Below are 14612 nucleotides of genomic sequence, written 5' to 3'. Positions count from 1 at the left end.
GTCTTTCGACCATAAATTAATTTAACCCAAAACAATCAGAAGGAGTTAATTATGAATTACTTTAAACTATCACTTGCAACCTTTATGTTTACGATGTTTAGCTTACTTCTCTTATCAAGCACATCTGCTATGAGTGCAGATGCCACACCACCAGCGGGCAAGGTTGAATTAAAAATTGAACTCCCTGAACCTTTCTTTGGTGGCACTCCTATTGACTACTATAGCCCTAATCTTGAACCTGAAGACTACAAAGATCGTCCCCCTTATTATGTTCCCGAAGGTTGCAAACTTGCATCCAAAGATAAACCTGTAACCAGCAGTGTTCCTCCTACTCGTGGACAACTAAAACAAATTACAGATGGCGACAAAGATTATGGTAAAAAGAGTGTGGTTGAACTTCCTGCTGGACTTCAATGGGTTCAAATCGACCTCGAAAAAGAACTTACAATCTATGCGATTGTTGTCTGGCATTTCCATGAAGGAAAACGCGTTTACAAAGATTTCATCGTAACAGTTGGTAATGACCCTGAATTCAAAGATGGAGGAAAACAAGTTTACAATAATGATTATGACAACTCTTCTGGATTAGGTATTGGAAAAGATAAAGAATATATTGAGAATAATAAAGGCAGACTTATTGGTATTGATGATGGTGTAAAAGGCAGATATGTTCGCCTTTATAGCAATGGCAACTCTTACAATGATATGAATCATTATATTGAAGTTGAAATTTACGGAAAAGAATAATCTATTCTTCGAAGATATGTGCCACTTTTACTTTTGTAAAAGTGGCACTTTTTTTATCTGACTACAAATTTGCCTTTTTATTTATAAGTGTCCATAATTAAATAAAAACTAAAAATAAATCCATGGATAAAAAAATTTTACTAAATACACTGTTCGTTATTATCTATCTTCTATTTTTAACTGTTATTATCTTAACACGTTTGCAGGGAATCTCGCTCCGCCCGATGCATTGTGACGAAGCGAATCAAGCTTACAAAGCAGGAATATTATTAGAAAAAGGTATTTACAAATACGACCCTTACGAACATCACGGACCACTCTTATATTATTCTACCCTTCCTGTCTTTTATCTTTATAAAGTACATCAGTTTAAGGATACAAATGAGGCAATGTTCCGTATAGTCCCCTTATTATTTAGTATCCTTCTTTTTCTACCTCTATTTTTTATTAAAAAATACATCGGTACTATTGCTTTTTTAGTGTCTTCCCTCTTTCTTGCCATATCTCATGCCTTTTTCTTCTATAGTAGATATTATATCCATGAAATTCTCTTTGTTTTATTTGCCACTTTATTCATTTTCTCTGTCTGGGCTTATATTAATAAGCCCAAAACATCAACTACAGTGTTTACTGCGCTTTTTTTATCTCTTGCTTTTGCGACGAAAGAAACAACTGTTGTCATTCTTTTCTCTACAGGTCTCGCAATCATAGCAACCTCATTTTTTTTATTTAAAACCCGACACATAACTGCTGAAAATGACCCATCCACAAACACAACGTTTTCAACAAGAAAGACATGGCAACACCTTTTACTTTTTTTTATTGTGTTTATTATCCCCTGGATTTTATTATATTCTTCCTTCTTCACAAACTGGCAAGGTCTCATCGACTTTTTCAAAGCCTATCAAACATATATAGTAAGAGCATCGGGAGAAGGTTCTTCTGGAATTCATGACAAACCATGGTGGTACTATTTACAAATAATAACTCACTTTAATAAAACGGTTGGACCTGTATGGACGGAAGGCATTATAATCCCTCTTTGCATCATCGGCATAATCTCTTTTGTCCTTAAACTCGTCATAATATTCATAAAGAGAACATACTCCCAAAAAGAACGTACTACCATAGCAATAAACATATTCCTCTTCATCTCTTTCTTTTCTACCTTTCTATTGTTCTCCCTCATTCCATACAAAACTCCTTGGAACATTTTATTTCCACTCTTAGGTATGATTATCTTCGCTGGTGTCGGTTTTCAATTTTTCTGGTTTACATTCCGAAGAATATGGTTGAGAATTATTTTATTTATCCTACTATTTATTGGAGCCATTCATTTGGGATATTTAACTTATCAAGGGAATTACATCTATTACGCAGACATCTCTAACCCTTATGTATACGCTCATACAACTACCTCGTTAGTAAAAATGATGGGACGTATTTATGAATTATCTGACATACTAAAACATGAGAACCGTGAGCCTATTGTATTTGTTATATCATCAAATAATGATTACTGGCCTATCCCTTGGTACCTTCGCAAAATTGAGAAAAAAGGGTTTTGGCAGGAAATACCTATTACAGAAGATATTAAAGTTCCCTTCATTATTATTTCTCCTGAATTTTCCGAACGACTCGAAGAACTTTTAAGTAACTCCCCATATATGAAAGAGGTTTACTCCATTCGACCTGGTGTATTTAGATACCTCTATATTGAACAACAACTCTGGGACAAATTTATTGAAACACAAACAACTAAAACCAGAAATTAAAATGTTTATTTTTTAATCCTCTATGAAGCAATCCATTGGCGAAGTGTCATTTTATCTATCTTGCCATTAGTAAGCATCGGAAGCACAGGTCGAACATCAAACCGACGCGGGACTTTGAATGTTGCCAGATGGCGACGGCAATAATCTCTCAGTTCATTTTCCTTTATTATGGCTCCAGGTTTAGGCACAACAAAAGCATGCCCAACTTCTCCATAAAGGCTATCTGGGACACCAATTACCGCACACATCAACACAGAAGGATGCATTTCAAGGACATCTTCTACCTCTTTAGGGAAAACATTCTCACCACCTGTTTTATACATCTCCGATTTCCTACCACACACGAACAAATACCCTTTTTCATCGACCCATCCTAAATCCGAAGTATAAAACCATCCATTACTATCCTTAACAAGAGAAGTAGCAATAGGATTATTTAGATATTCCTTCATAATAACTGGACCCCGAAAAGCAATTTCCCCTATTTTCCCTTTTGGTAATTCTTTTCGTTCTTCATCTACAATTTTCACCTCGTATGGAGGCACAATGCGTCCTGTAGAACTGAACAGTAACTCAATAGGGTCATCAGGTGAGGCAAACGTTGTAAAACCACAAACTTCTGTTGAGCCATAACCTGTTAACAACATAAAATTATTTTCCTTAGCAACCTCTGACAATACTCTAACCATTCGCTCATTCGCAGCATAAGCACCCCAAACCATAACCTTCATAGAACTCCAGTCCATAGAACGGAATTTGGCTGTGCTCATTTGCATTAAATACATTGCAGGGACTTGACCTAAATGTGAAATTTTCTCCTTCTCAATTTCTATTAATGAACCTTCTGGGAGAAATCTATCCATCAATACAATCGTGGCACCATTATATATTGCGGTATATCCCATTTCTACATCTGCAGCAACATGATTTATAGGAAAGTGAAGCAATATACGAGCATCGGAATCCCAATACATATACTTACTTTCCACCTGTGCACTACACATCACTGCACGATGGGTATGAATAACTCCTTTCGGTTTCCCTGTAGAGCCAGAAGTATACATTAGCAATACTGGGTCGTTCTCATTGACCTCTTTAATTCTTTTTTCCAACAACTTCTCCGACTCAGACGTATTCTTGCATAAAAACTCATTAAACTCTATTAAACCACTTCCTTTTGGGTCACCAATGATAACAACCTCATGCAAAAACGGAAATTTATTCTTAAAGTCAAGTATCATTTCTAATAAACCGATATTCATATAGTGGTCTAATGCTATTAGCACTTTCGGTTGGGAATCTGAAAGGAAGTAATAAATTTCATCCCTTGAAAACTTTGGCGAAATTCCCTGCCATATTGCTCCTATTTTGGATGTTGCCATAAAGGTTGTTATAAATTCAGGACATGCCATAGATAACAAGGCAATACAATCTCCTTTTTCAACTCCCATACTCACAAGAGAGCCTGCTAATAAATCGACCTTTTCCTTTACTTGTCTCCATGTCATACGAGTATCACCAAAAACAACTGCCTCAGATTCGGGCTTAACACTTGCCCAGTAATCTACGCTGTGCCACAATAATTTTCTGTCTTCACTTTTCATCTTTTCCTCCTATCAAAATTCATTAGGACTCTAACTAACAAAAACAATTTTACCATGTTTTATTGCATAATCATTCCTCGGTGTTGTCACTTCAAAAAAATACAATTTTTTATTAGATTCATCACCTTTACTTTGTCTAACCTTTAATAATAATTCATCCCCACCATAAACAAAAGACGAAAAACGGACATACAAATATTCAATCCTGTTTTGAGGTGGTTCTAAATCATGTTCATAGAACTTGCGGACTACCTGTGACAAGGTTGCCGTTCCTTGATAAACAGGGGCAGGTAATCCCACTTTTTGAGCAAAAGCCCATGATGTATGTATTGGGAAGTGTATTTCACTACATGCATCATAAATATGAGCATCTACCACACTTACATTAATTTTATCCTCCCACATTGTCTCTTCTCCCCTTTGGAGGTCTGTAGCATTACGATAAAACAACTCCTTACCTATTCCCTCATCTTTACACTTTATATCTCTTAATAAAGCCCCCAAACCTTCTATGAAGACAACCTCACCTTTATCATCTGTGGCTGTATAATCAATCCAGAATAATGTTCCTGCAAGATGAGGTACCACTGCTTTTATTTCTCCCTGGATATGCAATGTTTCTCCTACAAAAAAAGAACGATACCAACGAAGTTCTTCAAGATAATGAACCTGCCGTTCCAAAACATTCATAGGAAAATCAGCTGTATCCCAATAGGTACTAAATTGTGAGGAGATTTTCCATGTTAAAGCAACTGCATACATAGGATGGACTAATAATGGTTCATTTCTATCATCATAAAAAATAGTATTGGTTTCATGTATTCCCGCGGAATACTTCATAGAGTCTCTTGGTGAAATTGGTATAGATAACACTCTACTTTTTATACCGACAAATGATGAACTTAATTCATTGCTCATAAAATATCCTACTCTACTGGGGGTCTACCGATACTGTAATATCGAAAACCATAAGAAGCCATTGTTTTAGGTGTATATAAATTTCGTCCATCAAAAATTACCTTTTCTTTCATTAATTGTGCCATCCGTTCATAATCAGGCCGACGAAATTCATTCCACTCTGTTAAAATAATCAAACCTTCACTACCTTCTAAAGGTGGATACTGTTTTGTAGCAATATCAATCTGATTTCCAAACTTTTCTTTTAATTTAGGTCCTGACAATGGGTCAAAAATTCTTATTTTAGCACCACGACCTAACAATTCCTCTATAATATAGATAGAAGGTGCCCCACGTATATCATCCGTTCGTGCCTTAAATGAAGCACCCCAAATCGTTAATACTCGTCCTTCCACACAATTATTGTAGTATTTTAAAACCATTGATAAGAACTTTTCACGCTGTTCTTGATTAACTTTTTGAATAGATTCGAAAATATGATACGAAATTCCCTTCTCTTTAGCGAAAAGGATACATGAATCCACATCCTTTGGCAACCATACTCCGCCATAGCCAATACCAGGAAATAGAAAATTTAACCCAATACGACTATCTGCCCCGACTGCTTCCCGAACTTCACTAATGTTAGCCCCCCAAGCCTCGCACAACTCTGCTATTTGATTAATTATCGAGACGCGTCCAGCTAACATAACTGCTGTTGCATATTTACTTAATTCTGCACTACGTAAACTCATTATTAACAAGGGTTTACCTGTACGAAGAAATGGACTGTACAACTCTTTGATAATTTCCTGAACACGGACATCTTCACACCCGACAACGACACGATCCGGACGGAGAAAATCATCAACTGCTGTGCCCTGTTTTAAGAAATCCGGGTTAACAACAATATCAAATGGGTGTTGTGTGTGTTCCTTCATTACCGCCTTAATTTTATCCGCTGTTCCCGGTGGTGAGGTTATTTTATTAACAACAATTCGATATCCTGTCATTACTCGTGCAATAACCTTTGCGACATCCAATATCGGTTGAACCACATCATCTATTGATGGGTATGAAACTATGTCCATACATAAAAAAATAAGAAGACAATTTTGAATTGCATCATCCAAAGAATCTGTAAAAAAAAGCCGTTCCTCTTCTATATTCCGTGAAACCAGTTCACTCAATCCAGGCTCATATATAGGAATATCACCTCGTTTAAGTAATTCAATCCGTTCCTTCTCCCAGTCAACACAGGTCACAATATGCCCACTTTCTGCAAAACAAGTACCCACAACCAGCCCCTGATACCCCGTCCCAATAACTGTTATCTTCATATTTTATTATCCTATATTAAATCTGTTATTGTTAACCCGTCATTCAACAAATAGAAGTTTTTTAATAAATACAATATATCATACTTATACATTACTCAAAAATCTATCAAATATGTATATTTGCTAACAAATTAACCTCTACTAAAAGGTACATAGATATGTTGAAAACACACTTACTTCTTTTAACTATTGCATGCTTTTCTATTTTATTAAACTCCTTTTCAGAGGATTATTTATTGCCTGAAAATTTTACCCGTTTTGTAATTCCAGATGATAATGAAGTTAGCACAATAATGACAGAATATTTATGGTATCACCTTTCTAAGAGACTCGGGAATGGTCACACCCTTTTTAATAAAGAATATCTACTTTGTGCAGATACATGGGTAAATGATTTTATAGACCCGCAGAGGAATAAACCCATACAGGAGGTTCACAGGGAAGACCTTTTATCTATTCGTATTGATGATGAAGGCTATATTGACACACATCAGCACTTTTCTCATGCATATGATGCAGGTTGGCCATTCCCCTTATGGACACAAACCTTTGGACAAAAAGATAAAGGGATAGGCTGGCATTTTCAACCTTTGGAACAGGTTCCTGGCTGGGTAGGCGATAATTTGCGACATGCTAAAAACGATTCTAATTGCGGAGAAAATGCAATTAAACAGTGGAAACTACAAAATGTGATTTCGCATGGTATTGTTGAAAACAAGTGGAAATTGGAAATTACAGGGGAAGGTTCTCCCACCCTTACGTCAATTTCTAACTTAAATCTAACTGCTGAGGATATTCCGTTTTTTCAATTGCGTTGGAAACGAGATATTCAGACACAAACCAACTCACTCCCTTATATGGAATGGAAACGAGTTGGAGATACAGAGTTTACACCTGAAAGAAGATTCTATTTCTATTATCAGAACACAGCACTCACCCCACCTGGATGGGCTCATTCACATATTCCCGTTTACAAACATCCACAATGGAATGGAACTATAGACCAGATTCGTATCTGTTTGGCACCTGGACCATGCTCTGGAACATTCCTTATTGACTCTTTTTTCTCCCTTTTTGATACACGCCATACGATTAACAACCCTATTTACATTTTAGCTTGCAGATATTATTTTAACTGGACAGGAGATATTGACTTTTTACGACAGGTAATTAATAAAATGCGGTTAGCACTCCAATATCAGCGGAAAGAATTAGGTGGCAATGCTAATTTTTGTATCGTCAACCCCTGGGTAGGACATGATGGTATCCCTGGCTACAAAATTACAGAAAAAGGAAAAGAATTTAATATTGGACACGGAATAGGAAGTAATTATTGGGACTTGTTACCCTTTGGTGGATATGATTGTTATGCTACAAATCAATACCATGCATCTTTACTTGCCATGGCAGAAATAGAAGAGGCGATCCTGCAACACCCAGAATGGAATATCCCCTGTGGAGCCCTTGCCCTGGACCCAAAAGAACTTCGTGAACATGCCCAAAAAGTCAGAGAAAAAGCCCAATCTTTGTTCTGGGATAATGATAAAAAGCGATTTTTTACCTGTATTGACCGTAGTGGAGATAAGCACGACTACGGATTTACATTCTTGAATCTCGATTGTATCTGGTATGGAATTGCATCTCAAGAACAGGCAACCGAAATTCTCAAATGGCTTAATGGGGAACGAATTATTGAATCAGACACCTCGAAAGGCGATGATATCTACCATTGGCGATTTGGTCCCCGTGCAACAACATTACGTAATATTGATTGGTATATCTTCTGCTGGGCACATCCTGAAAATATTCCATGGGGCGGACAGGTTCAGGATGGCGGTGCGGTTTTAGGTTTTTCTTTTTACGACTTATGGGCAAGGTTACAAACATTAGGTCCTGATAATGCATGGCAACGTCTTAAAAAAATTGTAGAATGGGAAAAAGAAGTTCGTACTGCTGGTGGATATAGGAAATATTATGAAGATGGAAAACAAGGGACAACATTACAAGGTTGCAACACACCAGGAGGTTTAGGAATAGACTGTGAATTTTTTGAAAGTAGTTTATTACCTTCAATTTTTGTTTACGGATTTATGGGAATAACACCTAAACCTGATATGTTAGAAATTAGTCCAAAACTACCCGAGAATATAAATGAATTTTCTATAAAAAATGTGAAGTATAGAAGTGCTATATTAAATATCACAGCGAATACTGATAATTTAACTATTGAGATACAAAGTATACTTCCTGAGGTTCCTATATACTGCAAATATATACAAATGGACAAGACTGCAAATCAGCCAAAAAGGGTATCTGAAAAAGTACTTACAGTTCCTGGAACATTTTCATTTTAGATTGGAGTTTCAACTACCGAAAACTGAAAAAGTAAAAAATGCAAAATTGTGAACTACACAAATAAGTTTTGTATATTCACAATAGCAGTTATTTTTTGAAATATAGCGAACATAAAAGATGTATTGCCTACCCACTACTATCCTTTTTTGAATAAATCGGTACAGGTGGTTCAGATGTGATAACTTCATCTCCACGCCATGATAACTTAAAAGTTTTCTTGCTGATAGGCATTACTTCGGTAGTTTCTCTTTCAGGAAGTTCATACTGAACGAGGATAGTATTGCTATCCGCAATCTTTGTAACATCTAAAACCATCCAAGAACCATCCCAAACAGGTGTTATTTCATTGCCATCAATAAGGACTCGAACAGAATTTCGTGGAGTCCATGAAGGTATACGAATTCGCAATTGTGACTTTTTCTTGGGAATAATAGAGAGTGTTGCTACCTTTTCCCTTTTTAAAACAATTGACACATATGGGGTATCACATGTAAAGTGCAGATTTATCGAACATGTTCCATCAGGAAGAACGGATACTGTATGACTATCTACTTCTACGAGTGCATGGAGTACCGCTGTAAATACATCAAGTATAGAACCAAAACCGAAAGGATGGCCGTATACACCCCATGCACCATCATTTCTCAGATTATTTTTGTCTTTTATTTGCGATGGTAAAAGTCTTGCACGAATTAGTCGTTCTACATCATCCAGAAGGTCGGTCTGTCCAACCCGCAGTCCTAACCAAAGTGCAAGTAACATAACATCAGCACAACTACCATGTTCCCCCACAGGGTCACCATCCTCATTGGGAAAACGTAGTTTGCCTAAATCATGAGGAGTCCATCCAGAGTAACTAATAGTTGTTCCCCATAGTCCATTACGGTATGTATTGAGAATAGCATCTACATATTTTTGCTCGTTAGTTTTAAGCCCATACAATAATAATCCTCGCAATGTTCCACAATATGAATGATTATGCCCCACATGATTTGGGTTAAGGAGTTCAGACCGTACTTTACCACTTGGATCTATAATCATACACAGATGCACTTCCACTAAACGTTTTGCAAGCTGAAACGCACTATCATCACCTGTAACCTCTGAAAAATACAGCATTGCCTCTATGGCTCTGCCCGTAGTACCAGTTGAGTCAAACCATTTTCCTGGAGGAGAGGAGGGACACATTAACGGATCCGAATTGATTTTCCTCCCTTCTATTAGAGATTTTAATTGCTCATAATTTAATTGCCCATCTGGATTAAGTGTACTGTTAATAGCTGAAACCAGTTTTTTCCCCTGCTTACAAGCCCAATCATTTTTTCTATATTTTACCAAGGCAGTATAAGTAAGCATTGTCTCACGAATATTATGGAGGTTGATTACCTGTGATTCAGGCGGTCCAAACATATTCATTAATAACCCAGCAGGATTATTTGTCATTGTATATAGGTTTTCCATCATATACTTCTCAATATCTGGTGGTATCCTATCCCCACTTACCGCTTCATACCTCAACATCGCGTCCCACCAGCGTCCCGTATCATGTGCAACCTCATAACCACCTGTTGGTCGGTAATTTTCGGCGGGATTAAGCCAAGCCAGACAACATTTGGATACTCGTTTCATTGAATCTCTGAGTGTGGGAGTTATGCATTCTTCTTCCCCAAAGGCTGAAATATGGTTAATAAAAGGGATATACATCCCTGTCATCGCCAAAGTCTTTTTTAGGAATTCTCTTCGACCAAATCTATTCACCAAGATTTCCTATTCGCAAATATTATTTATTATAAATAGACAACCCATAAATATTACTATTAACGTAAAATCACCTGGTAATTATCATTTTGAATCCACTAATAGGATTGAGATTAAAATTAACTCATATAAATCATCATTTCTATGATTATACCAAAATTATAATTCTATAAGTAATAAGCAAAATTCTTGGCAATCACCCTATAAAACTTCATCAACCACTCCTCAGCATAATTCCCAAAACCTTCTACTTCACTAATACACACTCTGCCATTGGTAAACCTCTGTCCCTTGTTTATCCTTAAATGCTTAAAATATTCCCCATTCATCACAAGCGTATCATATGCCTTATACCGGTCGGTATAATACTGCCCTGCTTCACCTTTTTTGATATCTCCTGAAGTAGTGTCTCTACCTTAACATGCGATAACACCTCCACCCTTACCCTACCCTCTTGCTCAATTATCCCAAACACCGGCATCTTTTCTGCGCCACTGTCTCGCTTACCTCGCCTACAACCCCCGAAATAATTTCCATCTGCCTCCACCTCATCCCCAACTGCTTATTCTCTATCTCCACACTACGATATCTCCCTTCTCGTAATAGCCGATACAGCCATATACAGTGCGATAAAATCATTCTTAACTCATATCTCGCCCTATACATTGATATCTTCAATTCAAACAACTTCACCAAAATCAATAGATTATTATATCCAATCTGGGGTTCCCCTACTTTTCTCTGTGATCATTCGTGACCGCAGGAGTAACACTTGGATATGTCTTATCCAGCCTATCTGTTTGGATTGACAGTATGGGCAGTCCGGGCAAGTTCTGAACAGTCCGGCTGCGTGCAGGTACCTGCAAGCACTTTATTCCTTTGCTGATATCTTCACTATATTCATTAATTCCATCGTTTTTCTCCTTCATAACAATCCCCCAGCGGATCGTATTATATAATCACCAAATAAAACGTGCATAATAATTTTACTACAGTATTTTCTAACTTAATAATTCAATGACACCTTATAAAGTTGTTTTTTAATTAATATAGAATTTATACCTATTATTATATTATATCTATAAAGTATATAATATTGTTCAAAAGAAAAAGAGCGAAACTATCTGGTTTCGCTCTTTTATAATTTCTATATCTAAAAATGGATTAACGTTTTGAGAACTGGAAGCGTTTGCGAGCACCTGGTTTCCCGTATTTTTTCCGTTCGACTTCTCTTGGGTCACGGGTTAATAAACCGTAATTTCTCAGTGTTGTTCGTAAATTTTCATTTGCTTCTAATAATGCACGAGCAATACCATGCCGTAATGCCCCTGCCTGACCTGAAAGACCACCGCCATCACAAAGGGCACGAATATCATACATTCCGTCCATCCCTGTGACGACAAGAGCTTGTTTTGCTATACGTACCAACACTTCCCGTGCTAAATATTCCTCAATGGGTTTCCCATTAACAGTAAATTTCCCTGTTCCAGGTTTAATTCGGACACGGGCAACCGCTCTTTTTCTTCTGCCTGTTGCTACAATTTCTTTTGTTTTTGCGTCTATCACGGTTTTTATATCCTCCTATAAAAATTAATCTTTGATTTCCCAAACTTCTGGGTTTTGTGCTTGATGTTTATGTTCACTGCCAGCGTAAACTTTTAGATGTTTTACGATTTTTCTTCCTAAACGATTATGTGGAAGCATACCCCAAACAGCCAATTCCATAGCACGAGTCGGATGACGCTCTATCATTTGACGATACGTCATCTGTTTCAATCCGCCTTTATAACCTGAATGGCGGTAATACATTTTATCCTCTTCTTTATTTCCAGTAACCACTGCTTTTTCTGCGTTAATAATAATTACATGGTCTCCACAATCCATAAATGGGGTAAAATAAGGTTTATGTTTTCCGCGAAGAAGTTTTGCAGCCTCTGCCGCAATTCTTCCCAAAACCTTACCTTCAGCATCTATAAGATACCACTTTTTTTTAATTTCGCTTTCTCTTGGTATATACGTTTTCACTTTTGTTCTCCTTTTTTGGAAAAATACAAAAACATAAATCACTTGTTTTTTTCGGAGCAATGTAACGGGAAAAAAATTATATCATAAAAAAGATAAGATTATCAAATACTCCCCATTTATTCATACTTAAAAATTTTGTTTGATAATTAACGTTAATTTCAATGTAGAAAAAATTTTTTTTATTTTATTTTTTTAGTTACAATTAAAATTAAATAAAAAATTAAAAATATTGTTTTAAAAATTGTAAAAAATATTTTTAGAAATTGTGGATATTTTTTTTAATTAAAAAAACAAAAAATGATTTTTTTAGTGAATTCATGTTATTATTAGATAGTATTATAAGATATTATGTTTTCCTGCGGTGTACGATATGGACCGAGAAACGTGGTTCCTTAAAACTAATTTTAGGGAGTTCAAAGCCGAGTGCAATATTCGTGTAGCCTACGACATGCCTTCAAAGTGGAAGGAAGCCGGATGACTACCGTGAGAACACCCACTTTATTGAAATTAGGTTCGCAACGTTTCCAATGGTCCGACGGCACTCGCGGGATTTTTTTAAATTAAATATTTTATTTAAATTTTTTGAGTTTATTCTTGACAATTGATGTGTAATATGATATTATTAATATCATATGATAAAATTTGTAAAGAAAAATTTGACTTTTAAGATATGATTAGGTATGATATAATAATTGACACGATTAAACAAAGTGCTAAAACATAAGGATATAAAGAGTGCAATCTTTTACTCGACCGAAAAAGGTAATTGGTATTGACTTGGGTGCTCATTCTGTTAAAGCACTTCAAGCATCCAAGTATGGGAAAAAAATATTAGTAGAAGAAGTTGGATACGCTGAAATAGATATAGAACTATCAAACATGGACCCTGTAAAAGCTCAAGTAAATGCAATACTCACTGCATTAACAGGATTATCCTATAAACAAAGTCTAATTGTAACTGCATTACCAGGAAATACAGCGGTTGTCCGTTATCCAAAAATTACATTAAAAAGTAATGATACATTAGATCAGGCTGTTCAAAGAGAAGCGTCACAATATATTCCATTTGATTTAAATGAGGTATATCTTTCGTGGGATTTAATTTCAGAAGAAAGAAACGAAAAAGGGCATCAAGCTCAAATTCTATTAGTTGCTGCTAAAAAAGAGGCTATTAATAGTCGACTTAATATATTTCAATCATGTGAAATTCAATGCTCTGTGTTTGACATTGATTCTATTGCTATTCTCAATGCAATAGAACGGAGTAATTTATTACACAAAGAAGAAACTATTGCTATTTTTGATATCGGTTATTCTTCATCAAGTATTCACTTTGTTCGGGACATGAAATCTGTTTTTATAAGAGACCTTATGTGGGGTGCAAAAGATATCCTCGATTCCATCATTAAAGAGAAGCATTGTGATAGACGTCAGGCGGAAAAAGAACTAATAGATGCAAGTAAGGAAATTGCACCGAAGGCAGAACTTCAAGACGTAGTTGAAGCGGAACCTCATGAAGCAGTTGAAGCCGAAGAAATTCCAGAACCCGTCTCTCCGTTAGCGCCTCTTGATGAAGAACTTGTATTAGATGCTACTCCAATTGAAGAGACCACAAGATACAGAGAAAAAACTATTAAAGAAATCATGACTGCCCCTATGAATCGTATGGTTTCTGAGGTTCGCCGTTCTTTCGATTTCTTTGAACACCAACTCTACGAAAAACCCGTTCAGAGAATTATATTATGTGGTGGGGTTTCATGTTACCCAGTTATTGGAGAAACATTAGTTGAAGAATTTAATGTCGATACTGTAGAAGTTGTCGAATTAATAACAAAAGAAGTTGCACTGTCAAATTCACCATCTTTAAATATATTTAAGGAACATTCAGCCAAATTTGCTGTCGCCTTCGGTTTAACAGCACGAGGATTAGCAGAAATATGATAAGAATAAACTTACTTCCAGAAGAATTTCGACCTGTAAAGAAATCAATATTACCTTATTTTCTTGCTCTTGTTGTACTTTTTTTAGGAATAATTATTATTTCATTTATATATATGAGATCTCTGAATAAGTTTTATTTTATATTAGCATATTAGAAATAGATTATAAAG

At 36.1% G+C, this 14612-nt stretch carries 11 protein-coding genes; 4 read left to right on the top strand and 7 right to left on the bottom strand.

Annotation, left to right across the window (positions count from 1 at the left end):
* Positions 1 to 51: 51 nt before the first annotated feature.
* Positions 52 to 747: a discoidin domain-containing protein gene (locus PLJ10_00055; GenBank protein ID HOK08033.1), complete on the top strand. Its 696-nt coding sequence runs from the start codon at positions 52 to 54 to the stop codon at positions 745 to 747.
* A 122-nt stretch (positions 748 to 869) separates the two neighbouring features.
* On the top strand, positions 870 to 2522 hold the full coding sequence (locus PLJ10_00050; GenBank protein HOK08032.1) for a TIGR03663 family protein: 1653 nt from the start codon (positions 870 to 872) through the stop codon (positions 2520 to 2522).
* Positions 2523 to 2542: 20 nt separating this feature from the next.
* Here PLJ10_00050 and PLJ10_00045 read toward each other — a convergent pair whose 3' ends face one another.
* The 3 genes from PLJ10_00045 to PLJ10_00035 are packed head-to-tail and all read right to left on the bottom strand — an operon-like array spanning position 2543 to position 6363.
* Positions 2543 to 4126 (bottom strand): AMP-binding protein, encoded by a 1584-nt coding sequence (locus PLJ10_00045; protein ID HOK08031.1) that lies wholly within the window; start codon positions 4124 to 4126, stop codon positions 2543 to 2545.
* A 30-nt stretch (positions 4127 to 4156) separates the two neighbouring features.
* The gene (locus PLJ10_00040) at positions 4157 to 5044 is read right to left on the bottom strand and encodes a MaoC/PaaZ C-terminal domain-containing protein (protein HOK08030.1); all 888 of its coding nucleotides are present in this window, start codon (positions 5042 to 5044) and stop codon (positions 4157 to 4159) included.
* 8 nt (positions 5045 to 5052) lie between these two features.
* Positions 5053 to 6363, bottom strand: coding sequence for a UDP-glucose/GDP-mannose dehydrogenase family protein (locus tag PLJ10_00035; protein HOK08029.1), 1311 nt, complete (start codon positions 6361 to 6363; stop codon positions 5053 to 5055).
* A 158-nt stretch (positions 6364 to 6521) separates the two neighbouring features.
* Between PLJ10_00035 and PLJ10_00030 the strand changes: the two genes are divergently transcribed.
* Positions 6522 to 8717 (top strand): hypothetical protein, encoded by a 2196-nt coding sequence (locus tag PLJ10_00030; protein HOK08028.1) that lies wholly within the window; start codon positions 6522 to 6524, stop codon positions 8715 to 8717.
* A 127-nt stretch (positions 8718 to 8844) separates the two neighbouring features.
* Here PLJ10_00030 and PLJ10_00025 read toward each other — a convergent pair whose 3' ends face one another.
* The 4 genes from PLJ10_00025 to rplM all read right to left on the bottom strand — a co-directional run bounded on the left by PLJ10_00025 (position 8845) and on the right by rplM (position 12501).
* Entirely contained in the window at positions 8845 to 10476 is a 1632-nt protein-coding gene (locus tag PLJ10_00025) for a hypothetical protein (protein ID HOK08027.1), read from the bottom strand.
* Positions 10477 to 10938: 462 nt separating this feature from the next.
* The gene (locus tag PLJ10_00020) at positions 10939 to 11115 is read right to left on the bottom strand and encodes a hypothetical protein (protein HOK08026.1); all 177 of its coding nucleotides are present in this window, start codon (positions 11113 to 11115) and stop codon (positions 10939 to 10941) included.
* 525 nt (positions 11116 to 11640) lie between these two features.
* The gene (gene rpsI, locus PLJ10_00015) at positions 11641 to 12042 is read right to left on the bottom strand and encodes a 30S ribosomal protein S9 (protein HOK08025.1); all 402 of its coding nucleotides are present in this window, start codon (positions 12040 to 12042) and stop codon (positions 11641 to 11643) included.
* A 24-nt stretch (positions 12043 to 12066) separates the two neighbouring features.
* A complete protein-coding gene (gene rplM / locus PLJ10_00010; protein ID HOK08024.1) occupies positions 12067 to 12501 on the bottom strand; it encodes a 50S ribosomal protein L13 in 435 nt (144 codons plus the stop codon).
* A 735-nt stretch (positions 12502 to 13236) separates the two neighbouring features.
* Between rplM and pilM the strand changes: the two genes are divergently transcribed.
* Positions 13237 to 14442 carry a type IV pilus assembly protein PilM gene (gene pilM / locus PLJ10_00005; GenBank protein ID HOK08023.1) on the top strand — a complete coding sequence of 402 codons (1206 nt, stop codon included), beginning with the start codon at positions 13237 to 13239 and terminating at the stop codon, positions 14440 to 14442.
* Positions 14443 to 14612: the final 170 nt, after the last annotated feature.

The organism is Candidatus Hydrogenedens sp. (assembly GCA_035361075.1).
In the GTDB taxonomy this organism is placed as follows: Bacteria; Hydrogenedentota; Hydrogenedentia; order Hydrogenedentales; family Hydrogenedentaceae; genus Hydrogenedens.
Note: the sequence above shows the minus strand (reverse complement) of the source record. Positions and strands in the feature narration are given on the sequence as shown.

What these genes read in the sequence shown, in the direction of transcription:
- PLJ10_00055 (HOK08033.1), top strand. Translation starts at nt 52, where the DNA reads ATGAATTACTTTAAACTATCACTTGCAACCTTTATGTTTACGATGTTT.
- PLJ10_00035 (HOK08029.1), bottom strand. Translation starts at nt 6,363, where the DNA reads ATGAAGATAACAGTTATTGGGACGGGGTATCAGGGGCTGGTTGTGGGT.
- PLJ10_00045 (HOK08031.1), bottom strand. Translation starts at nt 4,126, where the DNA reads ATGAAAAGTGAAGACAGAAAATTATTGTGGCACAGCGTAGATTACTGG.
- PLJ10_00040 (HOK08030.1), bottom strand. Translation starts at nt 5,044, where the DNA reads ATGAGCAATGAATTAAGTTCATCATTTGTCGGTATAAAAAGTAGAGTG.
- PLJ10_00050 (HOK08032.1), top strand. Translation starts at nt 870, where the DNA reads ATGGATAAAAAAATTTTACTAAATACACTGTTCGTTATTATCTATCTT.
- PLJ10_00030 (HOK08028.1), top strand. Translation starts at nt 6,522, where the DNA reads ATGTTGAAAACACACTTACTTCTTTTAACTATTGCATGCTTTTCTATT.
- PLJ10_00020 (HOK08026.1), bottom strand. Translation starts at nt 11,115, where the DNA reads ATGATTTTATCGCACTGTATATGGCTGTATCGGCTATTACGAGAAGGG.